20 protein-coding genes and 6 tRNA genes are annotated in these 25,754 nt (G+C 27.7%); 16 read left to right on the plus strand and 10 right to left on the minus strand.

Annotated elements, in window-relative coordinates; translation table 11 throughout:
- Positions 1-72: 72 nt before the first annotated feature.
- The 3 genes from J3E06_RS02165 to J3E06_RS02175 form a co-directional block, all read right to left on the minus strand.
- Positions 73-741 (minus strand): flagellin, encoded by a 669-nt coding sequence (locus J3E06_RS02165; protein WP_013180681.1) that lies wholly within the window; start codon positions 739-741, stop codon positions 73-75.
- A 109-nt stretch (positions 742-850) separates the two neighbouring features.
- Positions 851-1,507 carry a flagellin gene (locus J3E06_RS02170; RefSeq protein ID WP_013180682.1) on the minus strand — a complete coding sequence of 219 codons (657 nt, stop codon included), beginning with the start codon at positions 1,505-1,507 and terminating at the stop codon, positions 851-853.
- A gap of 644 nt (positions 1,508-2,151) precedes the next feature.
- Entirely contained in the window at positions 2,152-2,808 is a 657-nt protein-coding gene (locus J3E06_RS02175) for a flagellin (RefSeq protein ID WP_013180683.1), read from the minus strand.
- Between the two features lie 428 nt (positions 2,809-3,236).
- Between J3E06_RS02175 and J3E06_RS02180 the strand changes: the two genes are divergently transcribed.
- Positions 3,237-5,027 (plus strand): HEAT domain-containing protein, encoded by a 1,791-nt coding sequence (locus J3E06_RS02180; RefSeq protein WP_013180684.1) that lies wholly within the window; start codon positions 3,237-3,239, stop codon positions 5,025-5,027.
- 104 nt (positions 5,028-5,131) lie between these two features.
- Here the strand turns inward: J3E06_RS02180 and J3E06_RS02185 are convergent, their stop codons facing one another.
- Positions 5,132-6,058, minus strand: coding sequence for a coenzyme F420-0:L-glutamate ligase (locus tag J3E06_RS02185; protein WP_013180685.1), 927 nt, complete (start codon positions 6,056-6,058; stop codon positions 5,132-5,134).
- 195 nt (positions 6,059-6,253) lie between these two features.
- Between J3E06_RS02185 and J3E06_RS02190 the strand changes: the two genes are divergently transcribed.
- A complete protein-coding gene (locus tag J3E06_RS02190) occupies positions 6,254-7,528 on the plus strand; it encodes an aconitase X catalytic domain-containing protein (protein ID WP_013180686.1) in 1,275 nt (424 codons plus the stop codon).
- Positions 7,529-7,776: 248 nt separating this feature from the next.
- Positions 7,777-8,544, plus strand: a complete 768-nt coding sequence (cobM, locus tag J3E06_RS02195) for a precorrin-4 C(11)-methyltransferase (protein WP_013180687.1) — start codon at positions 7,777-7,779, stop codon at positions 8,542-8,544.
- Between the two features lie 64 nt (positions 8,545-8,608).
- Here cobM and J3E06_RS02200 read toward each other — a convergent pair whose 3' ends face one another.
- Positions 8,609-8,818 carry a hypothetical protein gene (locus tag J3E06_RS02200; RefSeq protein ID WP_013180688.1) on the minus strand — a complete coding sequence of 70 codons (210 nt, stop codon included), beginning with the start codon at positions 8,816-8,818 and terminating at the stop codon, positions 8,609-8,611.
- Positions 8,819-9,049: 231 nt separating this feature from the next.
- Here J3E06_RS02200 and pyrB point away from each other — a divergent pair, with 231 nt between their 5' ends.
- The gene (pyrB, locus tag J3E06_RS02205) at positions 9,050-9,958 is read left to right on the plus strand and encodes an aspartate carbamoyltransferase (RefSeq protein ID WP_013180689.1); all 909 of its coding nucleotides are present in this window, start codon (positions 9,050-9,052) and stop codon (positions 9,956-9,958) included.
- 247 nt (positions 9,959-10,205) lie between these two features.
- On the plus strand, positions 10,206-10,592 hold the full coding sequence (locus J3E06_RS02210; protein WP_013180690.1) for a 30S ribosomal protein S8e: 387 nt from the start codon (positions 10,206-10,208) through the stop codon (positions 10,590-10,592).
- A 148-nt stretch (positions 10,593-10,740) separates the two neighbouring features.
- Here the strand turns inward: J3E06_RS02210 and J3E06_RS02215 are convergent, their stop codons facing one another.
- The gene (locus J3E06_RS02215; RefSeq protein WP_013180691.1) at positions 10,741-11,949 is read right to left on the minus strand and encodes a bis-aminopropyl spermidine synthase family protein; all 1,209 of its coding nucleotides are present in this window, start codon (positions 11,947-11,949) and stop codon (positions 10,741-10,743) included.
- Between the two features lie 177 nt (positions 11,950-12,126).
- Positions 12,127-12,200, minus strand: a tRNA-Phe gene (locus tag J3E06_RS02220).
- A 142-nt stretch (positions 12,201-12,342) separates the two neighbouring features.
- On the opposite strand from J3E06_RS02220, the gene J3E06_RS02225 reads away from it, so the two are divergent.
- The 7 genes from J3E06_RS02225 to wtpA all read left to right on the plus strand — a co-directional run bounded on the left by J3E06_RS02225 (position 12,343) and on the right by wtpA (position 14,935).
- A tRNA-Asn gene (locus J3E06_RS02225) sits at positions 12,343-12,419 on the plus strand.
- 56 nt (positions 12,420-12,475) lie between these two features.
- A tRNA-Ile gene (locus J3E06_RS02230) sits at positions 12,476-12,550 on the plus strand.
- Between the two features lie 15 nt (positions 12,551-12,565).
- Positions 12,566-12,640 (plus strand) — tRNA-Glu (locus tag J3E06_RS02235).
- A 19-nt stretch (positions 12,641-12,659) separates the two neighbouring features.
- Positions 12,660-12,744, plus strand: a tRNA-Leu gene (locus J3E06_RS02240).
- A gap of 19 nt (positions 12,745-12,763) precedes the next feature.
- A tRNA-His gene (locus J3E06_RS02245) sits at positions 12,764-12,838 on the plus strand.
- 227 nt (positions 12,839-13,065) lie between these two features.
- Complete coding sequence (gene pdxT / locus J3E06_RS02250; protein WP_013180692.1) at positions 13,066-13,644, plus strand: pyridoxal 5'-phosphate synthase glutaminase subunit PdxT; 579 nt, start codon at positions 13,066-13,068, stop codon at positions 13,642-13,644.
- A gap of 241 nt (positions 13,645-13,885) precedes the next feature.
- Positions 13,886-14,935 (plus strand): tungstate ABC transporter substrate-binding protein WtpA, encoded by a 1,050-nt coding sequence (gene wtpA / locus J3E06_RS02255; protein WP_048187201.1) that lies wholly within the window; start codon positions 13,886-13,888, stop codon positions 14,933-14,935.
- 205 nt (positions 14,936-15,140) lie between these two features.
- On the opposite strand, the gene J3E06_RS02260 is transcribed toward wtpA, so the two are convergent.
- Together J3E06_RS02260 and J3E06_RS02265 are read right to left on the minus strand one after the other, a co-directional pair.
- Positions 15,141-16,373, minus strand: coding sequence for an NAD(P)-binding protein (locus J3E06_RS02260; protein ID WP_048187203.1), 1,233 nt, complete (start codon positions 16,371-16,373; stop codon positions 15,141-15,143).
- 220 nt (positions 16,374-16,593) lie between these two features.
- Positions 16,594-18,408 carry a hypothetical protein gene (locus J3E06_RS02265; RefSeq protein ID WP_013180695.1) on the minus strand — a complete coding sequence of 605 codons (1,815 nt, stop codon included), beginning with the start codon at positions 18,406-18,408 and terminating at the stop codon, positions 16,594-16,596.
- A 288-nt stretch (positions 18,409-18,696) separates the two neighbouring features.
- Between J3E06_RS02265 and J3E06_RS02270 the strand changes: the two genes are divergently transcribed.
- The 3 genes from J3E06_RS02270 to J3E06_RS02280 all read left to right on the plus strand — a co-directional run bounded on the left by J3E06_RS02270 (position 18,697) and on the right by J3E06_RS02280 (position 23,411).
- Positions 18,697-21,414 (plus strand): hypothetical protein, encoded by a 2,718-nt coding sequence (locus J3E06_RS02270; RefSeq protein ID WP_013180696.1) that lies wholly within the window; start codon positions 18,697-18,699, stop codon positions 21,412-21,414.
- A 604-nt stretch (positions 21,415-22,018) separates the two neighbouring features.
- Entirely contained in the window at positions 22,019-22,336 is a 318-nt protein-coding gene (locus J3E06_RS02275) for a helix-turn-helix domain-containing protein (RefSeq protein ID WP_209590791.1), read from the plus strand.
- A gap of 4 nt (positions 22,337-22,340) precedes the next feature.
- Positions 22,341-23,411 (plus strand): class I SAM-dependent methyltransferase, encoded by a 1,071-nt coding sequence (locus J3E06_RS02280; protein WP_157209408.1) that lies wholly within the window; start codon positions 22,341-22,343, stop codon positions 23,409-23,411.
- Between the two features lie 27 nt (positions 23,412-23,438).
- Here J3E06_RS02280 and J3E06_RS02285 read toward each other — a convergent pair whose 3' ends face one another.
- Complete coding sequence (locus J3E06_RS02285; RefSeq protein ID WP_013180698.1) at positions 23,439-24,482, minus strand: hypothetical protein; 1,044 nt, start codon at positions 24,480-24,482, stop codon at positions 23,439-23,441.
- Between the two features lie 381 nt (positions 24,483-24,863).
- On the opposite strand from J3E06_RS02285, the gene J3E06_RS02290 reads away from it, so the two are divergent.
- Complete coding sequence (locus J3E06_RS02290; RefSeq protein ID WP_013180699.1) at positions 24,864-25,754, plus strand: selenium metabolism-associated LysR family transcriptional regulator; 891 nt, start codon at positions 24,864-24,866, stop codon at positions 25,752-25,754.

Consider the following 25,754-nt stretch of genomic DNA (forward strand, 5'->3'; position numbering starts at 1 on the left):
TTTTTAAAATGAGGTAAATTTTGATAATCCTAATATTAGTAATTAAATATTAAAATACACAATTTAATTTAATTATTGTAATTGTACAATTTTTGAACCAGTTAAGTATGTAGCAGGTGTTGTGAATGAGATAACTCCTGGTGCACCGAATTCTGGTTGTACAGTTCCTGAGATTGCAGTTCTTGGTGTTGTAGCAAATGTAGTCGTATTAATTGCAATAGCTACAATGTCACCTTTGTTGATAACTGGGGTAGCAGCAGCTACTGAATCATCAGCATCTTGAATTACAATTAAACCAACGGTAGTACCGTTTAATTTTGACCAGTCTGCTATTGAACTAAATGCATCAGCTACACCAGCTGAAGCATCCACAAATCTTCCATTTGCAGCTGCTCCTGTAGCATTATATTTGTAAACAACTTTTTTATCGCCATTTGCAAGCATTACCACCATTTGACTTAAGTCAATTGCTGAGCTTCCTGCGTTAGGTGATATATAGATTAAAGTTTGGTTAATATTTGCAGTATTATGTTTACCAAGTATTTGGGTAATTTGTAAACCGCTTGCAACTTGTTCAGTACTTTCTTTTCCTGTTGTTGAAGCTTTTTGTTGTAAAAAGCCACTTGTGTTAATTAAAACACTTGCAGCTACTGCTGCAACTAATACCATTGCTATGAATACTATCAAGGTACCTATACCTGAAGCACCTTTTTTGTTATTCATAAATTCTGTTATTTTCATAAATATAACCTCTCGGTTTTTTTTGAGGTTGTTACTTATTAATTATTTAAATATTTCAAAAAATTCGATAATAAAAATTAATATCGATAATTTAGCATTTTATACTAAATTATTGTAATTCTACAACTTTTGTTGTGAATGTAGCAGGTGTTGTGAATTCTAAGATACCTGGTGCACCGAATTCTGGTTGTAATTTACCTGAAACTGATGCTCTATTAGGGATACCTGTTGTTGTTGAGAATATTGCACCTGTGTTGATTGCGATAGCTACTAAATCACCTTTGTTGATAACCTGGTTTTTAGCTACTGAGCCATCGAAGTCTTGTAATGATACAACTTGGAATTTTGTTGCTGTTGTATTTGTTAATAATGTAGCGCTTAATACGTCAGGTGTTCCTGATGTACCATCGATTGCACTTGTATTTGCTTTTAATACAGCACTTACGCCGTTGTATGTAATGAATAATTTAGCTTGGCTTAAATCAATTGCTGAGCTTCCTGCGTTAGGGGTGATGTATGCTACTAAGTGAGTAATGTTTTCACTTGTTGTGCTGTTAACACCGGTTACGCCGGTTACTTGTAAACCGCTTGCAACTTGTTCAGTACTTTCTTTTCCTGTTGTTGAAGCTTTTTGTTGTAAAAATCCACTTGTGTTAATTAAAACACTTGCAGCTACTGCTGCAACTAATACCATTGCTATGAATACTATCAAGGTACCTATACCTGAAGCACCTTTTTTATTAGTTAAAAAGTCTTTTATGTTCATACTATACCTCCGAGGTATTTTAGTAAGTCTACTTATGCATAGTTGTATATTTACCCCTGGGGGATGTTCCCGAATAAATATGTTGTTTTTTGTTATTATATACTTTTTTTGCACTTCTTTAAGCATATGGTTTTGTATATGGCTATGTATATGATATTGTAGATACTTATGTAGTTTTTTATGTAGCCATTTATGTAGGTAAACTTGTATATAAAAACTAAAAATAAACACGAAATAGAACCCAATTTACAGATAAAACACAAATTAACAAGATTAAAATTACCAATTATTGAAAAAAACTATTATTAGTAATTACATTGACAATTAAAGGTTAGAACTATTGTTTTAGAATATCTCATTTTTGAAATATTAATTATTTAGATATTCAAATACTACAATATTTCAAAAAAAAAACAAATTTTTTGGACAAGGTACAAAATCCCAAATTAAAAAAATTACTAATTATAATATAATATTTTAAAAAATATCTAACAATAGTATTGCATAGGATACATACCAAATTACATAATATATCAAAATACGTCATAAAAATTAAATAATAAACATAATAAACAAAACAACATAATTTAATAATAAATCATTAAAAATATAAGGTAAAAAATTAAAAATATGTAATATATTTTTTAGTGTAGTATTATCACATCTTCTGTTTTACCATAAGCATTTGGCAATATATATGTAAATTGTGTTTTAAATCCTACTTCAGATTGTAAATAACCATTTAATCTTGTTTTAGGAGCTAAAGTTAAACTTGTGCAATTTACAGTTAGGACTGCCATATCACCTTTTCCAAGAACTGGTGAATTAGCAGTACATGAACCATCGTCATCTTGAACATTAATAATTCCAAAGTTATAATTTGGTAATGTTGTTGAGTTATACCAAGCTTTAGAACCTGTTGCATCAAATATTTGTGCATTTGTAGCTTCAAAGTATTCTACATTATAAGAAACTATTGATGTAGCATGTCCATCAGACAATAATATTTTGGTATTCCTTAAATCTACTGGTTTACTACCTGCAGATGGGGTAATATATATAGCAAGCTTATCAATTTTGTTTCCATTTAGCTTACCACATGTTTGAATAATCTTTAGACCAGTTGAAACTTGTTCAGTACTTTCTTTTCCTGTTGTTGAAGCTTTTTGTTGTAAAAATCCGCTTGTGTTAATTAAAACACTTGCAGCTACTGCTGCAACTAATACCATTGCTATGAATATTATCAAAGTGCCTACACCAGTCGCACCTTTTTTGTTTTTCATGAATTGATTTAATTTCATGATTTCCCTCCGCCAAACTAATACTATAATTAATACATTTTATAGCATTATTAATCGTAAATATCGTGATTATTAGAGTATATAAGGGACAGTATGAACTATAATATGTAAATTAACAATAAAATATGAAATATACAAAGGTAAACACTTTTAGCAGCCATAAATGACCAACAAAAAGGTAATTCTATTAAATGTACCAAGTGTTAATTACTAAAAATATTAACAAGTACAAATCTGAATATTATAGAATAGCTTTTTTTTAATAATATACTTTTTTTGTAGTTTATTAAGCACTTGATTAAGTATTTAATTAAGTACTTAAATAAGCAGGTAATTATGTAGGTAATCTATAAAAATAACCTACATAAGCATATGCAAAAAAACTATATTATATAAGATAACCAAGATTTACGTGTAAGCGTGATAGTATGATGAATGGATATAAAAATGATGATAAGTATTTTGATATGAAAGTTAACTTAAATCTGAATAATATTGAAGAATTCAAAAATTTCAGAGAGATATTATTTTCAGGAAAATTCTGTATCGAAAATCCGAAAATAATTAACAAAGTATTGCCAGAATACAAAAAATCATTGCAAAAAGATTTCAAATTTAAATGGGCCACATTAAAAGCTATGTCTATAATAGTTACTGCATACCCCGAACATTTGAAGACGTTAATGCCCATAACAGTTGAAATGTTAAAGGATTCTGATTGGAGAACTCGTAAAAATTCTCTGGAATTCTTGGGTGATGCAGGATTAGTATGTTATGAGCTTGTTAATGAGTACATGGACCATATAATAGCAATGTTAGATGATGAAAACCCTAATGTTGTATGTTCGTCAGCTTACACAATTTCAAAAATATCATTGAACCCAAAATGTAATAATACGAAAAAACTTATAAACTTACTAAATACTAAAATAAAATCTAAATTATTGTTGATTGAAATATTAAAAAATATGAGTAATATAAATCCCGAAATACTCAAAGATAGTTCAAATAATCTTTTTGGATATTTGGACGATGAAAATCCCGAAATAGTAATAAAAACCCTTGAAATAATACATAATATTAAACCCGAAAATATTTCATATGATAATGCCGAAAAAATAATTTCAAAAACAGATTCAAAAAATAAGGATATTAAAACTTCTGCCTTAAACGCATTAGTTGAAATATCTAAAGTAGAATCTGAAAAATTTCGGAATATAATGCCCAAAATTATCGAATTTGTAAAATATGAAGAAAGGGATATAAAAATCCCATCAATATATATATTAAATAACTTATGTCATCTAAACCCGAGTATAGTAAACGAATTAGATTTAAACTATTACATAATTACAGAAGATTACGACTTAAAATACTCTGTAATGAATTTATTACAAACATTGTCTAACTTAGAGTCAAAAACAGCTCAAAAATACAAAAAAATTATCGAAAAGACCGTTGAAGACGATAATAGTTCTATAATTACGAAATCGATTGCCATTATGGGAAATTTCGGAAAATTCGATAAATATTGTAAAGATAAATATATTCCAATATTAAAGTCTAAATTTTTAGATTTAAAATATAGGAAAGAATCTACATTATCGTTAATTAAATTAGGTTATGTAGATAATAAAATCGTAGAATTAATATTTAATTGTATTAAAAATATTAATTTAGAAATAAAATTCTTAAAGTGTGTATTTGAACAATATCCTTATGAATTATTGGATGATTTGAAGAAACATACTATTAAAATAAAAGATAGTTTACACTTAAAATTAAAAAATACAAAAAATAAATTAATTAACTCTACTGAATATAATGAGAAAATTATTACAGCCCAAAATATTCAGAATTCTGAAATTGAAACATTGAACAATTTTGAAGAATTGATATCAATAGCAGATTACAGAATAAATGAATATCAGAATACGAATACAAATAATACAAATGTAAAACTTGGTCAGAGTCTGAAAATTCCTGACGACGAATGTGTTGTGCTCGCACTTAAATCTGAATGTATGGAAGTTGAGCTTGAAGATGGTAAGCAGGTTTATATTGTCCCAAAAGATAAATCAATGCATACAATATTATCTAATGAATTATTGGAATTTGTTGACAATAATCAAGATAATGAATTTGATTTATACAAAATATCTCATGAAATAATGATACAATCATTAATTGAGACTGCTTTAAAAGATAAAAATATATAAAGAGTATTACTAAATAATATAAGACTAAAACTAAAAAACTAAATAAATATATTAAAATTAAATAAAAATATTGTTTTACAACTTATTTTTATTATAATACATTATTAACCTTCTATTTTAACAATAACTACAGGACTATGCTCCATATCGCTTAAAACTTTCTCAGTAATCGTATAGGTATTATATTTTTTCATTAAATCGTGTATCGATTTTGTATAGGGTACCTGCGAAGTGTCTGCAAGATTTGCAATATATAATAATAATTCCATTGAGTATTTTTTATAAACGTTATTTCCGGTTATGGCTAAAGGCGTAGCTCCATATAATCCACCCATATTTAACAGATTTCCTATTTTACCTAATATATAACCAAAAACTCCTATTTTAGCGATTATACCATCTATCGCATAAGGTAAAGCCGTAATATACCACTTATAAAACTTATAGGTTGCATCAGTGTCAATTAACATAACAGTTAAATCCACGTCGAACTCTTTTTTTATTGCGTTATATAACTTATCCATAGTTTCTTTTGGCTTTGAAGGCAATAATGACGCATAAGTTCCAGGTACATTTGTTAAATCGATTCCACCTTCAGAAGCAGGTTTTAAAGCATATATAAAACCCACATTATCGATTACCACTTGTTTATGTTTCAAAGTCTCTGGTTTTGGCATTTTTCTAAGATTTAATACCCTATCACTTCTTGTTTTTAACAAAGGTCCTAATATATAGCCCCAAATATATTTACTCCAATAATAACAAAAATAAGCACTCAATTTTGGTTTAGACTTATTTTCATCTACAAAATTACCCTGACTTGTAGAAACAAACTTTTCACTAACAACTAAAATATCTCCGTCATTTAATGAAATAGTACCTGCATTTAATTCCCTTCTTAACGAATGCAATGTTTCAAATATGAAATCATCACCACTGTATAAATAATTAGTTTTAATGGGTTTAGCGGTTATTTTATTTTTTAATTCATCAGAAATTTCATAATTAATTTTATAATTTACTTTTGCCATAATCTCATCAATAATTCAATTTTTTAACAAATAATATCGTATAATCTATTTAGTCATAATTTAAAATATAGTTGTAATAAATATTTAAAAGTGCTTAATATAATAACTATAATATAATACAAAGATACAATTGAATAATATAACTATTATATAATTAATATTTGTTAAAGATATTAAATTTAAAAGGGTGTAATTTTGTATTTAACGAATGAAGAAGAAAAAATATACAATGGCGAATATGGGGAAACTCTGGAAATGTGTATGAACCTAATTGTATCTCTCGGAGATATATACGGTGCTGAAAAATTAATCGATGTCACATCAGCACAGGTTTCTGGTGTTTCCTACAAAACTATTGGCGAAAAAGGTTTGGAATTCTTAAGGGATATGTCCGATAGTGGTTTAAAAGTTTCAGTACCTACAACATTAAATCCTGCAGGTATGGATTTAATAGAATATGAAGCACTTAAATTTCCGGCAGATTTTGCAAAAAAACAGCTTGAAATAATTGATTATTTTGAAAAACTTGGAATTGAATTGGGTTGTACCTGCACACCATACTTATCCGGAAATGTACCACGATTTAGAGACCATATTTCCTGGGCAGAATCATCTGCCGTATGCTACTCAAACTCAGTTCTTGGAGCATACACTAACCGAGAAGGAGGTCCTTCTGCTTTAGCGAGTGCTATTTTAGGTAAAACCTCATATTATGGATATCATTTGGATGAAAATAGGATACCTAATTTTAAAATTAATTTAGACTTGGATTTTGAAAAAATTGGTTTAAAATGCAATAATAAAATTAATAATATGGCATCATATGGTTTAATCGGTAGATATGTAGGAAGAATTGTAAAAAATGGTATACCATACTTTAATTTTACAAATGAAAATAATAATAATTCATTAAACCTTAAAAGCGAATGTTTAAAAGGACTTGGTGCTGCTTTAGCTGCGAGTGGAGGCATTGCTTTGTATCATTTTAAAGGAATTACGCCAGAAGCAATTTGTACATATGACAATGACGTCATAAACGGTAATTTAAAATTTGACGATGAAATTACAATTACAAATGATATGATTGAAGAAGAACTTTCAAAATTTGATAATGAACAGAAGATAGATTTAATATGTATAGGTTGTCCACATAGTGGAATAAGCGAAATAAAAACTGTTGTAGACATACTTCTCGAAGAAAAAAAATCACTCAAAACAGACTTATGGATTTGTACCTCCATATATACCAAAGCAATAGCTGATAGAATGGGATATACAAAAATTATTGAAGACGCTGGCGGTAAAATAGTTGTAGATACTTGTATGGTTGTTGCACCAATTGAAAAAATGGGTTATAAGTACGTAGCTACAAATTCAGGGAAAGCTGCTACATATTTACCAAATTTCTGCAATAGTGAAGTAATATATGGCTCTATTGAAGAATTAATTAGAAAAGGTTTGAATCAGTAAACCTTAAAAACATTTCTTAACATTACAAATTAAACTTAAACCCATATTTAAATTTAAAAAATTATATCTATAATCTTTTTATATGAAATTTTTATACATATTATTTGGTATAAATATGTTGAATTAAATACAAGTTTATTTTAATTAATTTAGGTTATTTTTAATTATAATATATTACATCCATATTAAAAAATAAAATAATCTAAAAGAATTATGCAAATAATATAGAGTATGTGCAAGGTGTTTTTATGAATAAATTAACAATAATTGGTGCAGGTTCTGGAGACAAAGAATTAATAACTGTCAAAGGAGCTAAAGCAATTGAAAATGCGGATATTATTATATATGCAGGTTCGTTGGTTAATCCTGAAGTTTTAACCTACAATACGAAAGGAGCTCAAATATATAATAGTGCTTCTATGAATTTAGAAGAAGTTTTGGAAGTAATTGTAAAAGGAATTAAAGAAGATAAAAATGTAGTTAGGGTTCATACTGGAGACCCTTCATTATATGGTGCAATAAAAGAGCAGATTGATGAATTAAAAAAACAAAATATTGATGTGAATATAATACCTGGCGTAACTTCGCTATTTGCAGCTGCAGCTACCTTAAAATCTGAATTAACTTTGCCAGACGTTTCACAAACTGTTATTATTACTCGTCCAGTCGGTAGAACACCAAAACCAAGTTCTGAAAGCTTAAAATCATTAGCTAAACATCAAGCAACTATGGCAATATATTTAGGTACTGGAATGATTGAAAAAGTTTGTAATGAATTAATAGAAGGTGGATACCCTAAAGATACAGCCGTAGGAGTTGTATACCATGCTTCTTGGGAAGACGAGAAAAAAATCATTGGTAATCTTGAAAATATAGCTCAAAAAGTTAAAGACGAGGGAATTACAAAAACAGCTTTAATAATTGTTGGCGACGTAATAAACCCAAAATATTACGATTACTCAAAATTATACGACAAAAAATTTGAACACGAATATAGAAAAGCTAAAACTGATTAAATTAATTATTTTAATTATTTTAATCATATAATTATTTTAAAAAGTATAAAATAGTTTAATAAATTTATTTTGATTGCTCTGTTAATTTTTCATAGAGTATTTTTAAATCTGTTTTTATGGATAAATCAGTGTCTGTATTTAACAATTTTGATACATTTTTAGTTAATTCATCTACATTACTTGCATTATTTATTAATTCAGAAATATAGTCCATATTTTGAATATAAGGCATTATATATAATTTTATATCTTCTTTTTGTTCGTCCGATATCATATTATCACCAATAAATTGTATATAAATAATATATTGCCTTTACATATTAATAATATTATTAAATTGTCTCACTTATTTTTCTAATTATTTTCTAATTATTTTTTAACCATTATTTTAAGCATATTTTCAAATCTATTTAATATAATATGTATCCATAATTATATATAAAAATTATATTATATATTTTAAAAATTAAATAAAACCGATAACCGATAATAATTTGGTGATTTTATGAACCATTTAATATCTACAAGGGATGTAAGCAAAGCTGAAATAAGCAATATTTTAAAAACTGCTGAAGAAATGGAAAAATTGCTTGAAGAAAAAAAACCTTGCGAATTTATGAAAGGTAAGCTTTTAGCCACATTATTTTATGAACCATCTACAAGAACCAGATTATCCTTTGAAACAGCTGTGAAAAGACTCGGCGGTAATGTAATTGGTTTTACAGATGCCAAAAGTACTTCGGTCACAAAAGGAGAAACTTTAAGAGATACTATTTCAGTAATTGGAGGATATGCGGATTTAATAGTTATAAGACATCCTTATGAAGGAGCCTCAAGACTTGCAAGTGAATGTTCCAAAATTCCGGTAATAAATGCGGGAGATGGTTCAAATCAACACCCTACTCAGACTCTTTTAGATTTATATACGATAAAACGAGAAATTGGCAAAATAGATAAATTAAATATTGCTTTTGTTGGGGATTTAAAATACGGTAGAACCGTTCATTCATTATGTCAAGCTTTATCACTATTTGACGATGTAAATATTAGATTAATATCTCCAAAAGAATTAAAAATGCCTCAAGAGATAATTGAAGACATAAAATCTAAGGTAAATTTAGAAGAAATGGAAGAGATGGATTTAGAAGAAATTGATTGCATATACATGACAAGAATTCAAAAAGAAAGATTTCCTGACCCTAACGAATATCACAAAGTTAAGGGAATATATAAATTAACCAAATCACAAGTTGAAAATAAAAAAGTTATTGTAATGCACCCATTACCTCGTGTTGATGAAATAGAACAAGATATGGATTTATTAGAACAGTCTGTATACTTTAAACAATCATTTTATGGAATACCTGTCAGAATGGCGATATTAAAATTGTTATATGAATCAAATAATCAATAAATTAATCAATAACATATATTATCATAGATAATTTTTTATACCATAATGTATTAACATTGTATAGATACTCGCATGCTCTCTCATTATTATCGGAAGTATTGTAATTATTTAAAATGTTAAATGGTTGATTTATTACAGGGATAATTAAAGTAATAAATAACTTAAAAACGAACAAAATAATTAAAATTTAAAAAAATCAAAAATAATATAAAAATGAATTAAAAATAATATAAAATAAGGTGTAATTATGGCAGTATGGCAAGGAAGAAGCGGTAGAAAATCTACTGGTGCAAAATTAAGAAGAATCGTTAAAAAACATAAAAGAGAAATGGGTAATTCACCTGTAGAAACCCACTTAACCGATTCAGTTAAAATTAAAATATTAAGAGGAAGAGGCGGAAGCAAAAAAGTTAAATTAGAAAGAACAAACTACGCTAACGTTTTCAACCAAGAAACAAAAACCTGTAAAAAAGTTACAATTACAAACGTAATTGACAACGTAGCAAACAAACACTACATCAGAAGAAATGTTGTTACAAAAGGAGCTATCGTTGAAACCGAAATGGGTAAAGCAAAAGTTACATCAAGACCTGGTCAAGATGGTATTGTAAACGCTATTTTAATTAAAGAATAATTAAAACTATTAAATTATTCAAAAACTTTTTTTCTTTTTAATATTCAATTTAGTATTTCAATTATATTTAGCATATTTTTAAAAATTTATAATTAAAAGGGTATAATTAAAATGGTATAATTAATATAATATATCATAATATATGGGGTTAATCTCTTAATTTACTTCTTTTAATCATATAAAATTTATTTCCTTTACAATCACAAGACAAATCTTCTATTCTTTTAATTTTACCCCCTACTTCATAGATTTTCCCACATTTTTGACATTTATAATATCTTAACACAGGTTTTACTTGTCCAGTGTATATTTTATCACTTTTTTCTTCCAATTTTACAAGATTTTTGCCTACGAGCCTTGCTAAAAATGTTGTATTGCCAATAATTTCAGTACCTTCGTAAAAATTGAAACCAGGCAACATTTCGGCAATTAAAAAATTCATAGAGAGTATATTTTTTTGTAGTTGAATATGTTCATCAATAGGTTTATGAGATACTGCCAAATATAGAACCCCTTCGGAACCTAATGCTTCAATACCCCTATTCATAAATAATTTTACGCCTTCTAACGTATAAGGAGGGTCTGTAAACACTACATCAAATTTATCAGTCAAATTTTTAGGTAAACTATTTCTAAAATCCTGTTTTACTGTTTTAATATGAAGTTTATTTTGCTTTGAAAAATATTTTATCATATCCAAAAGTCTCTCATCGATATCTGCGACTACTACTTCTTTGCATAAACCACTCATAGCTACAGGAATTGATGTTAAATCATCGTCACCAACAAATAAAACTCTTTTACCTTCCAAATCGCCCCTATCTGCCATAATTGTTGCCCTATATGTAGCTGTTTCGGGTGTTGCGAATGATTGGTCAATTAACGTATTTACAGCAGGTCTTTGCTTAGCTATTTCTTTGTGTCTTTTATATATCTTCTCAAATTTTTCATCAAAGACTATTGTCTTACCCTTACAAAGCGGGCATTTTAAATCGTTTTTTAAAGACAAACCCAAGTTTTTTTCCACAAAAGTTAAACCTTCTTTTGTATATATTGCCCCACGGTCATCTCTTTTTAAAACTTTATCTCCTTCTAACATAGTCCTAACTTTTGAAACGATAGGAAGTGGTAATTTAGTATATTGACCAATTTTTTTAGTAGAAATTGGTTGATTACGGTATATACATCTTAATATATCGTAAATCGCCAATTCACCCTCTGCTATTTTTGTTTTTTGAACAATTCTTCTTATCAATATTTTAAATTCCTTATTAGATGCTGAATCATCAACATTTTCTTTCATATTTTTTTTAGCTTTTTGAGTATTCCTTTTACCCATTTTTCCTATTACATTCAAAATTTCACTCCGAATAATCATAAAATTATGCAATATATAAATATAAAATAAATTATAATCAATATTATGTTTTAAAGTATTAAGTATTTAAAATTATATTTTATTGAAATATTAAAAAAAGAAAAAGATAAACCATATATTTAAATTTACAAATTAATTTGTCCAAAATAAAAAACATGCCAAGGGGGTGATTCGAACACCCGACAACTGGATCTTCAGTCCAGCGTTCTCCCAGGCTGAACTACCTTGGCAATATTATATTTCATAAGTTACGTAATAAGGATAGGTCTTATAATATATAAATGTTTCGTTAAGGGAGTGATAGAAACCTTTATATATTATAACGTGTATTGTTATTGTGCTGACAAGATGTGAAGCAAAACATAATAAAGAGCCTCCTTAGCTCAGTAGGTAGTAGCGACGGACTGTTAATCCGTAGGTCGCAGGTTCGAGCCCTGCAGGAGGCGCCATTTTTCTAAAAATTATTAACTCATTTTAAGTGCATTAGTAACGGACATTACATTATGGGCCCGTAGCTCAGGCTGGTTAGAGTGCTCGGCTCATAACCGAGTGGTCATGGGTTCAAATCCCATCGGGCCCACTTGTTTATAATATTGCTCCAGTGGTGTAGTCCGGCCAATCATGCGGGCCTTTCGAGCCCGCGACTCGGGTTCAAATCCCGGCTGGAGCACTTTATTTTTATATCGTGTGCAGGGGTTGTCAAGCCTGGCCAAAGACGCAGGACTTAGAATCCTGTCCAGTAGTGGTTCCAGGGTTCAAATCCCTGCCCCTGCATTATTGGATATGTTATGTGGCCGAGGTAGGGTAGTGGCTATCCTGAGGGACTGTGGATCCCTCGACCCGGGTTCAATTCTCGGTCTCGGCCCCATTTTTTTAAAATCTAAATCTTATTATGTGCTAAGTACATAGTTTTTATTTTTTATTTTTAGAGCATATATTTGTATAATTTAATGTATTGATTTATAGCTTTATGTATTTATATATTACTGCAAAATTTAGCATATTTTTTTATAGTACTATTAATTATGAATAATTATAAAAATAAAATTGTAAAATATACGAATTAAAAATTAAATAACAATTAAAGGTTAAATTATGACTAAAACCAAAAAAATAGGAATTTTAGGAATACAAGGCGATGTAGAAGAACATATCGATTCAATTTTAAAATTAGGTTATGAAGCTAAAAGGGTAAGAACACTTTCTGAACTCGAAGATATTGATGCTTTAATAATTCCAGGTGGTGAAAGCACCACAATGGGAAAAATAATGGATAAATATGGGTTCATCAATAAAATAAGGGAACTTAATATTAATAAAAACATTCCTATATTGGGAACTTGTGCAGGAATGGTTTTATTATCAAAAGAAACTGGTGTCGAACAGCCCCTTTTAGAATTAATGGATGTTTCGATTGATAGAAATGCTTATGGGGGACAAGTAGAAAGCTTTGAAAAAGAAATCGAATTAAATGGGAATATTGTTCATGCAGTATTTATAAGAGCCCCACTCGTAAAAAAACTAATGAACGATAAAATAGAAATAATTTCTAAAAATGAGGACAGAATTGTAGGAATTATTCAAAATAACTGTATGGCAATTTCTTTCCACCCTGAATTATCCGAAGATGGAATTATTGTTTACAAATATTTCTTTGACAGATTTTTAAAATAATATATAAATTATTTTATTTTAAACTATTATGGTATATAATATTATAATATATTAAAAATTATTAAACTATTTTAAAATTTTTTAGAATTATTACGTTTTCACCAGGATATAACAATATTTATTAATATATATTACCTTAAAATAATATCGTAATATTTATATATTAACTAAATCATGTATTAGTTATTGCATATTTTATATATCAAACTAAAAATTATTAAATATTATATATGGTGATAATTTGAATAAAAAATCCCTAACTCTATTTTCAATTTTGGGGATTTTTCTCGTATTAGCTTTTAGTGGCTGTACAGACCAGCAAACTCCTGCTGAAGATACAGATTCACAAAAAATAGAAGGTATTGTTAAAATATTCCACGCAGGAAGTTTAGCAGTTCCTTTTGAAGAATATGAAAAAGCTTTTGAAGAAAAATATCCAAATACAGATGTTCAAAGAGAATCAGCAGGTAGTGTTGCTTGCGTTAGAAACATTGTAGAATTACATAAAAAAGCTGATGTATTGGGTTCAGCAGACTATTCATTAATTCCTAAAATGATGTACCCAGATTACGCAGATTGGTATTTAATGGTAGCTAAAAATGAAATAGTTATCGCATACACTAATAAAAGTAAATACACTGATGAAATAACTACAGATAACTGGTATGAAATATTCCAAAAAGATGACGTTAAATACGGATTCTCAAGTGCTAACGATGACCCATGCGGATACAGAAGCCAAATGGTTATCAAATTAGCTGAAAAAACATATAATGACAGTACAATATATGAAAACTTAATTATGAAAAATTCAAACTTCGAAGTTGTAGAAAATGCAGACGGTAGCTTCTTAATTGAAAGCCCTGCTGAAATAACTGTTAACACAGACAAAATCTTCATGAGAAGTAAAGAAGTAGATTTATTGGGCCCTCTTGAATCAGGTGCTTACGACTACTTATTCATTTATAAGAGTGTTGCAAATCAGCACAATTTAGAATACATTGAATTACCTGCAGATATAAACTTAGGTGCTTACGACAAAGCTGAAAATTACGGTAGAGCAAGCTTATTAATCGAAAGCCAAAATAAAACAATTGCTGCTGCACCAATCGTATATGGTGTTACAGTACCTACAAATGCAGAAAATAAAGCTGCAGGTGTAGCATTTGTTAAGTTTATCCTTGAAAACCCACAAATATTCGAAAATGCAGGACAACCAGTTATTAAACCAGCTATTGGAAATGGAAATGTTCCAGCAGACTACGACGGTTTAGTAGAAATGACTGCATAATTAAAAATAATTAATTTCTTTTTTCTATTTTTTTATTTTTTAAATTAACAAGTATAAGTTTAAATTATAAGTTTATTTTCACATTGTTATCATATTATTTAATCTAAAAAAAATAAAAAATAAAATGAATATGAAATATAAAATAATAAAATTATTTAAAAATAAATAATAAAAAAAGAGATATAAAAAATACCGCATATTATTTTTAATTAATCCCTAACTTATTAAGATGGGCTAAAACTTCAAGTACACTCAAAGCGACACCTTCAACTTCAATACCACCTTTTCCTTTTACCCCGTCGCCAACTAAGTAAAATCTATCGTTAATTACAGGTTTTACATCGGTCCCGTTTGATGCGTGATTAACAGGACATTCATCACGGTAGGTTTGTATTGCAAGTATTTTATAACCTTCTTTTTTATGACCTACAAACTCATTTGCAAAGATATCATCAATATCTTCTAAAACCAAATCTATTTCATCATTTACGTTGTTTTTTATCTGAGTAGCGTGTGCCATTATCAAATTATGCCCTTCTTTAGCTAAAGACTTATCTACGTTAGAAGGTTGATTAAAACCATTTAAACGCTCTGATTCTGTAGTAAATACTACACTATTGTGATTTATTAGCTTATTTTTAGACCCTATACTGATTTTAATACCTTTTGAAGGTATTGGCATATTTTCATTGTCAATAAATTTTAAATTACTAATTTTTTGAGTAATTAATGGGGATGCATTACTTATAAGTATATCAAATTCGTTATCATCATTTATTGAACATTTTTCTCCAGGATTTTCTGGAACATATATTTTATCAACATTGTAATTTGTATAGATTTTTCCGCCGTTTTTTAAGATTACAGTTTCTAAAGCATCAATTATACCTTTACAGCCACCCATTGGTATACCCGGCCCACCAAATTTATGATAATGTTTACTAATGGCAATTACTTCATCTATGGGGGTATCATAAGAAGATAAACTTAAAGCCCATCCTGTGAATGAATTTCCCACTTTTTCAGCTATGGGTATGCCTTCCAAGAAAGTTCCAAATGACATATTTTTATCAATAGTCCCAAGTTTTAAGTCAGTCAACATTTTTAAAGCTTTTAATTTATCTTTAAAACTTACAAGCTTTTTCAACTCTTCAAATCCATAGTTAGTATTATTAATCCTAAAAAGTCCGTCAGGATTTGAATTAATTATCTTTGCACCACAGTTTGATTGTTCGACCAACTGTCCAAAAAAACCATTTGCACCGTGTGGTACCATATGTAAAGCACCAGTTGTTAATTGATAACCTTTATAATTTAAATTTGTAAACCTTCCGCCAATGTAGGGGAGTTTTTCATAAATAGTTATTTGATGATTTTTTGATAATATTGCTGCACTAAATAATCCACCCAATCCAGCACCGATAATTCCTATTTTCATAATTACACCCATAAATTTAAAATTTAATTTTAAAAATTTGATTAACTAAATTAAACACTTTTTGTTATTATTTATTGTATATCTATAATTTATAAATAACTTATACATTTTAAAAATAAAATTGAAAAATAGGGGAATAATATAAAATCTAAAAAAAAGAAATAACCGAAATAAAAGAAATAAAAGAAATTTATGCAGTATTTGTATTTTTATTTATATATTACATATTCTCATTTGCAAACTTTAAATAATATTTACCATTTTCTAATTTTGGAGCAGATACAGATTTAGTTTCATTGTCATAACATGTAATCTGAGGTTTTCTGTTTGAATTTGTAGTTAATACAATATATCCATCCGTTAATCCCATATTTGTCGTATAATAATTCTTAGTCCAATAGGAATATTCTTCAAAAGAACAAATCCATACTCTATTAGATTTTGTCAAATTTTTCAATACATTTTTATCGAAATAAACTGAATCACTTACATAAACTCCAAATTCTTCATCTTCTGGTTCTTTATAATAACTTTGAACATATGAAATTAAATTTTTAGTTTCCAAGAAATTTGGAACTTGTAATATTGACACATTATTTTTAATATAGTAATTATTCTCACCAGGGACTACGATATATGTGATACCATTATCGGAGTTAACAACCGTAGACCTCCAAAATATATCGTCATTATATTTGTTATCAAATAACATATCTGTTAAATTTTCATCCGAGGAAGGTAATATGATAGCATTTACTCCATTCGTAGTTAAATAACCATAATTCTTACAGTACCAGTAGTTAAATACGTCATATATGTTATTTAATTCATTTTCTTGCCTTAAAGAAACTTGTTCATCGCCTAATGTCCAGGTTTGTCTTGATATATCGGAATAACTAACATCTTCAAGAATTTCGTCATCATAATATCTGAAATAACCAGTTTCAGAAGCTCTTGAATTCATCCAATAATCCCCATTTGATAAATATTGGTAATCATAATTTGTAGGGTAATAACCGCCCATTGGGTCATTTCTAATTGAATCAGGGCTTTTATCTAAATATATCATAGGATAAAAACTAAAAGCCAATAAATCATGCTTTTTAAGATAGTTATTATCATACCCATTTCCACCCCCATAACGAGAATATATATTATCGTTTCGGGTTTCTTGTCTTAAAAATTCTTCAATTATATAAAACTCGTGATATTTAGAAATAGGTTCTTTTGTATTGATATCTAAGACATTTAAGTTTTCAGCACCTGTAGATATATAAGTATAATTTGACTTAATCTCATTAGAATATTCATCAATTATTTTCAATTTTTTTAATATTAAATCGGAATCAATCACATCTACAATCATATTGTATCCGGAAATCTGAATAACCCCATCACCGGTGTTATCTGGCATAACATTTTGTACAGCAACACCCCAAATTAAACTTTCATTGTATCCGTTTGGAACTTTGTTTAAATATGCAAATTTCAAACCATATGAAGATACATAAGTTCCTAAGAAATCCATAAATTTCTTACTTTCAAAATCTGGTTCTTTTGGCAAAAATATTTTTTTAGGTGCTACTTCCACATAATCTTCATAATATATCTTCTGCCTATCAAATACTTTTAAAACATAATATTCTTCGTTATCTAATTTAAATAATGCATTAGGATTATCCATCGACCCACCAACATAGTTGGCATACTCAATACTTGTATAAATCCCAAGTTTTTTCAGAAATTCTTCTCCCTCATTATTTACTCTAAAATTTTCATCCAAATAAAATACAATCAAATCGTCAGAATTTAAATATTTTTCCAATTCATACTCTGATTGAATATTTGAAAGTGCGATAAATTTAATAGGTTCTTCACTTACCCATTTGTAAGCTACTTCAGAACTTACAGAACCCATCAAACCAAAAAAAACTGTAAAAAGTATAAGCACAAAACTTACACTCCTAAGTTTACAGCTGTATCCACTACGCATTTTAAAAAGATTTTTTAAATTACGTTTGATTTCCGATGTCATTTGTTCACCCAATCTAAATAATATAATAATTATTACCTGTTATTAACAATAAATTTAATAATAATTTTTGTATAGTTTAACAATAATCCCTAAATAATATCAACAGCTTGAAAAATTACAAATTTGATTATATATAATATATTATATTGCTTTTTAAATTTTTATAGCTTTTCAATTTATAAATATTACGTTCAGTTTTAAAGGTTATATACATAAACACTTACACAAAAAAATATTAAATAATGGATTACAAATTTACAATATTTAAAAATTAAAAAATGGGATAGTATGAAGATAAAATTTAAAGCAGTTTTAACTCTTTTTTTATTGCTAATTTCAATTACCTCCGGATTTTGCGAAGATGAAGAAGGGGTAAAAATTAGTAAAATATGGAATCAAGGACAAAATCCTATGGAGGGAGGTCCTATGATTGATACAAGTTCCCCTATAATTTATTTAAGTTTGGTAAATTACGATGAATACCAACAAAACGTGAAAGTGATTGCAACTTGGGATGAAAATACTTGGGAATCACCCTACATACCAATACCTCCTAATAAACACGTTGAAAAAATTGTGGAAGTTCAACCTAAATTTACAGAAATAGGCGAAAATGACTTGGATATCGAATTAATTAATGATAATGGCGAAAATGTAGGTTCTGAATCTATAACCATAGATGTTAGAAGTCCCATTGACGTAAAATATATTAATTGTAGTGATAGTTATTCCAAAGAAGATAAAAAAAATGTAGAATATTGTGCAGGAAATTGGTTTACTACAACTTTAGAAAGCAATCCCTATGCACAGTCGGATTATGAAGTAATAACTTGGATAAGTGCAGTATCTACGGATTATGACGATGATTCAAGTGAAGCTGACGAAAATGACGAAAATGTATATTATAACGGAGTTAATGATAAAAAAACATTATATATTTCGTTGAACTCCGAAAAAGAAGTGAGTTTTAAAATTCCAAAAATAGAATGTGAAGATAATCAATTTAAAATACAAGTTCACACTCAAACGATGGGATTACATAGTTATACTACAAATGAACAGGAAACTGTTAAGAAAAAAGTAGATGAATATATCACTTATGACCTTGAAGAAACTGAAAAATTATTTTCATTCCCCGTCATATTGAATAATTTTGAAGTATTAACTACTATAAATGATAGTTATGATGATTTAATTAAAGATTATTATTCTAAATATCAAATACAAGACAAAGAAATTATGGATTATCTAAATAGTGGCATATATGGAAATTCCAATATGATGCCAAGAGCATATCTTAAAAATGAAAGATACCCTGTAGTTTTAAAATTAAATTATACCAATAATTATGATGAAGATTTATCATTAAATGTACAAATAAAAGATAATGATGGATATATTATATATGATAAATCATCTAAATTTGAAGAATCTGAAGATACTACGCAGTATGTGGTTGCAAACGTAATGCCTGATAAAACTACATTAAACATAATTACGGAATTAAAAACTTCGTCAGGTTATTTAATAAATAATCCAGAAGAAGATATTGATGGCGAATACATAGAAGTTCCGCCAGTTTCAATTAAAAATGTAGAATATCCTAATGATGATGATGTTCAAAGAATATCTGACCATTCAGGAAATATATTAGTAGGTAAAACTTATCCTTTAAAAATTACTCTTAAAAATATATATAATAAAACAATTAACGGTACTTTAGAGTTTTCTGATGAATTTGTAGATGGTGCTGTTAATTATAGTGAAAAAGAAATTAAATTTAGATTATCTGCTCATGAAACAAAAACTTATACCATAAATATTAGTTTTGACAGGGAAATAAATGGAGATATAGACGTAAAAGCCATAATTCCAAATAAAATAACAGAAGAAGACCACGGATTAAAATTACATTTCAATGTATTCAATATCTTCAAAGTGGGTGAAGTAAAATATAACAATACAGTATTACCAAGAGCTACAGTTGTGGGCGATACAGGCGGATTATTTGTACCTCAACCGGTTGCAGGATTTGAAAATGAAGCATATATAACTATAAGAAATAAATTATCTGTTCCAGTAGATTGCACCATGCAAATTGAAACGTATGATTTAAAAGGGAACTTAAGAGCAGAAAGTAATCTTATAAATACCCAGTTAGCTCCTGGTTATTCAACATTAGATTATGAAACTTTCAATTTCCAAATAAAATATGACGAAGGATTTAATGGATATACATTACTAAGAATAAAACCATTTAATGAATTTAAAGATTTTGAATATTGCTATTTCATAGGTTCTACGTCAACCATTGACCCCCAAATGAACGCCAAAATAGGCAGATTCTCAAATATAGACATTTTAAGTAAAATTAAAAGTAATACTATAGAGTCAACCACCGTTTTAGCACCTATAAATATATATGACTTTGAAACTCAGGAAAATGGACTATCTTTAAAATTATCTTCGGGATTAGTAAGTGTATATCCAGTCGACCTTAACTTAGAATACTGGATAACTATATACAAAGACGATGAAGAAATTTATGAAAGTACGCCTAAAAATATATATCTTCATTCTATGGAAGTAAAACCTATCACATTGAACTTCAATGATAAATTAAACGATGGAAAAGTATATACTGTAGAAATAAATACTAAAATTCCAGATTTTGTTAGTGAAAATGGAGTTTTAAAACCAATCGTCTTAAAAAAATCTATCAAAGTAAAATATGAAAATGGAGTTAATTCCATAATTGAAGATGATGAGCTAGACACTGAGGAAACTGGGGATAATAAACCCACTGAAAACGAAAATAATAGAAATAATGAGGATGGAAATAGTCAGACATCTACAGAAAATCAGTACGATAATGAAGATAGTAATAATACGACTAATGACGAACAAAATGAAGACAATAACTCTGACGATTTAGTCTCAAATATATTCAATTCAATAACTGGTGCAATAAAATCAATACCATTTATTGGCGGATTTATAAATTAAATAATACTTATAATAATTTATTTTTTAAAAATTTTTTAGAGTTTTTTGATGTTTTTTGTAATATAAATTTTGATTTTTGTAATATTAAATAATACAATATATTAAATATGAACAAAATATAAGCACATTATATCATATTTTATGCTTATTTATCAGGTTATGAAAGATAATTATAAAATATAACGACTAAATATTATTAAAATATCAAATAAGGTATTTAAAGACTACTATTTAAAAAATAGACTTTTTTAAATAATTTTGTATTAATACTATATAAATCATTGGTGTCCAACATTTATACTATATAACAGTTTCGATATATACCCCAAATATTGTCCATTAATAAATCTAATATTTAGTTCTTTTAAATAGGTTATATTTATATATCATAAACAATACAACTATAATATAGTTTATTTAGTAATACGACCCTTTGTAAATATTTAGAATAAATATTGTTTCAATATTAAATAATAAAACTTATTTCTTATCGATAATGTTGTTAAGATTTTGTAGTAATTTAGTAATAGTTTATAAGTTAAATAAGTCCCTTTAAAAGGGTTTTAGACAATCCTCCGAGGTGTCATAAGTGGGTTCTCATGACATGATGTTTATAAATCCTACAATTATTAGGTCTTTAAACAAAAGTAAACTTCGAAAACGAATAGTGTACTTCCTATACGATGTCCACCCCCACGGAACTTACTTATCTGAATTATCTCGAAGAGTTAAATCAGATCCAAGTAATGTTTTAGGGTGTTTAAAAGGCATGGGCAATCGGTATAATGGCAGTTCTTCGCTTATTGAATTAGGTTTAGTATCTTGCGATGGAAGAGAAGGTATGAAAATATACCAAATGACGGAATATGGAAAGACTGTTGTAGAATATTTAAAAGATTATGATTCTTCTGATAAATGGTGAAATCATGGATAGATTTGATTATACAAGTGATTTAGAAGATGGTAAGATGAATACAGAAGTTGGGTACTATAACGATATTTCAATAATAGAGGAAGAAGAATATATGAAAAAATTTAGATGTATGGATTATGCCGTAGAATATCTAAATAATGAATTATTAGGCACATTTTTTAGACAAGGTCTAAAATTTGGAATATATAAAATAATTGATTTACATATGCCTACAAAAGAAAATTTGCTTTCTATGGTGGAATATCCAAATAAAGATTTTATATTGAAGTATGTAAATACCGCAATTAGCTTGGGGCTTATCCGAGAAAATTACGATGACAATACCCTTGAATTAAATAATGAATTTAAGTATTCGTCTATTCATCCAAAATATCAAGATTTAATGGATGATTACATTGCACAATATGATTTCAGAACGAGTCTATTCCAATATGCTTTAATAGGCTACAATCATCCAGAAATATTATTAAACTTTAAAAAAGATGCAGATATATGGGATATGCTTTTAAATACTGAATTTATGGACATTACCCGAAGTGCAGCTTCTGAAGTTTTAGAAATTAAAAAAGGAGATTATATTTTAGACGTAGGTTGTGGTTCTCGTTCACCATTATACTTTAGCTCCAAAATAGCGCCAAATGGTCAATATACAGGAGTGGACATATCTAAAAAGCTAATAACAATGGCAGAAAATAGATTGGAAAGAAATGGTATCGAATGTGCAAAATTGAAAACCTTAGATTTTGGCGAAACCATACCTAAAACTAAGTATGATAGCGTAATATGTACTCATACTCTTAGTTATGCGAAGTCTCCGAGATTATTCTTAAGAAAAATGATGGATTCATTGAAAAAGAATGGAAAATTAATAATTATTGAAGAATTTTTCAAAGATTCTGCTAATGTAAACGTAGAATTATTTGAATTCTATCAAAGTTTAAATAAATATTTCATAGGATATCTTTCAAGGTCTGAAGTAATAGACACACTTGAATTATTGGGCTATGGATTTAAATATAAATTCTTAGGAAATTGTGGACTATTAATTGAAAAAATTAATTAAATTATTTTTTATTTTTATTATTCTTATTTAGTGTATTTGTTTTGATATCTCGTTTATAACATTTGATATTTCATCTAAAATTTCTATATTAATATAGTTTAAATCTAATTTTTTTATTTCTAAAACTACTCCGTCTTTTAATATTCGATTTTGATTTGGACATTTTGTAATTATAGATTTACCATTTGACAATTTAATATGTTCATTTATTTGTTTTGAAAATTTATTCGGATTTTTAGATGATATAAATAAAGAAATACCCTCTTCATTTAAAAATTCTGAATCTTTTATCTTTTCTTTTAAATAATTACCATATTCAACGTATTTTTCATATGTTTTTTTTGCATTTAACGCCTCATACATTATCGAACCATAAATATTTGGAATTTTGTAGGTTTTCTGCACTTTTTTAATATTATCTTTTATTTTCTTTGAATTATCTGAACTATTTATTAAATTCATAAATTCATCTGAAAGGCCTAAAAAACCACCATATTCGCAATTTATAATCTTAGGGGAGCCTGTAGAACATACTATTATATCCCCATATCCACAATCGCCACCTACTTTTCCAGAAATATCTTCAAATAATAAAATATTGTAATTATTGCACATATTACGTATTTCTTTTATATTTTGACTTTGCAAATACCCTGCAGAAGAAGTAATAAACAAAACATTTAAAATATTTTTTGGAGTCGATTCATTGCTCTTTTCATAGTTCAAATTTTCGAAAAATGTTTTTAAATATTTGGGATTTATTACGCCGTCTTCGGTTTTTAAAATATTTATGTCAAAATCTAAAAGTTCTGCATAAGTTTCAAATCCTTTCCAAGCCCCCATATCAGGTATTATTGCATTTACACAAGTTTCCACACCCAAATCATTAGCATAGAATTTTAGAATATTGCAAGCCATATATATTGAAGCGTCTCCCGAAGGCAAATAATGGATATTATAATTATTTTTAAGAATTGAATTAATTATTAACGAAGTTTCTTGTTCACTTCCTTCTTTCGCTAATAATGCCTCATTACAGGGTTTTCTATAGGGTAATACTATCATTATCATCTCCCCCTCCAATTTAAAAATTTAATAAATGTTAAATCATTTTAAAAATTATTATACTATTCATTAATAAATACAATATTATCCATTATGGTATTAAATTATTTATTTAGTATATTCCATATTTAGATTAATTATATATATTAGTTTTTTTAATATGTATTATTAGTTTAATATAACTATACTATCAAATTGATTGATACATAAAATATTATAAATTAATACATATTTAAGATTATATCAAAATTGTTAAAATTATTAAGATTATTAAGATTATTAAGCTTATTAAGAGTATATTAGCAATAAAATGAAAATATACCAACATAAAATAATATAATAAGTTATTTCAGTAATTAAAAGTAAAAAGAATAATGTAGTGATATTATGGACCCAAAAATAAGTTATTTTCAAACTTTTTTATATGCTGCAAAAACTAAAAGCTTTTCGAAAGCTGCTAAAAGATTGGGTGTAACCCAAGGTACTGTTAGCAATCACATCTCCGTACTTGAGAAGTTTTTTGATGCACAATTATTCTTAAGAACTCCCGAAGGCGTTGATTTAACCGTTGAAGGTACTATCTTATTAGAAAATGCGGAAAAAGTATTGGAATATATTAACAATTCAAAGCAACAAATGAAAATGTTGCATGAAAATCCTGAAGGTATTATTAGAATTGCTGCGAGTACGACACCTGGTGAGTACTTAATACCAAGTATTATTAAAGAATATAAAAAAGAATACAAAGATGTCAACTTTGAAATTCAAATTACCGATTCAGAAAAATGTTTCAAATTGCTTGAAGAAAGAAATGTGGATATTGTTGCAGTCGGTAATCTATACGACAAAAATTATGATAATATTGTAATCGGCAAAGATAGGTTAGTTTTAGTAGTTCCAAATGACCATTCATTAGCTAAAAAACCAATTGCAAAATTATCTGACGTATTAAAGGAAGACTATGTCGATAGAGAAGTTGGTTCTGGAACTCGTGAGATACTAATAGATGCTTTAAATAAAAAGGGATACTCAATGATGGATTTACACACCGTTATGAGTTTAGGAAGTACTTCTTCAATAATTACCGCTGTTTCAGAAGGTTATGGAGTAAGTATCATCTCAGAAATCCCTGCAAAAAAATCAGCAGATGCTGGATTTTTGAAAATAGTTCCAATAGAAGACTTGGACCTTACAAGATACTTATACTTGGTTAGAGGCAAAAGACCTAAAAATCCAAGTGCAATAAAATCTTTCTGGGATTTTGTAAAAGGAGACTAA

The organism is Methanococcus voltae (assembly GCF_024807655.1).
GTDB lineage: Archaea > AGJL01 > Methanococci > Methanococcales > Methanococcaceae > Methanococcus > Methanococcus voltae_D.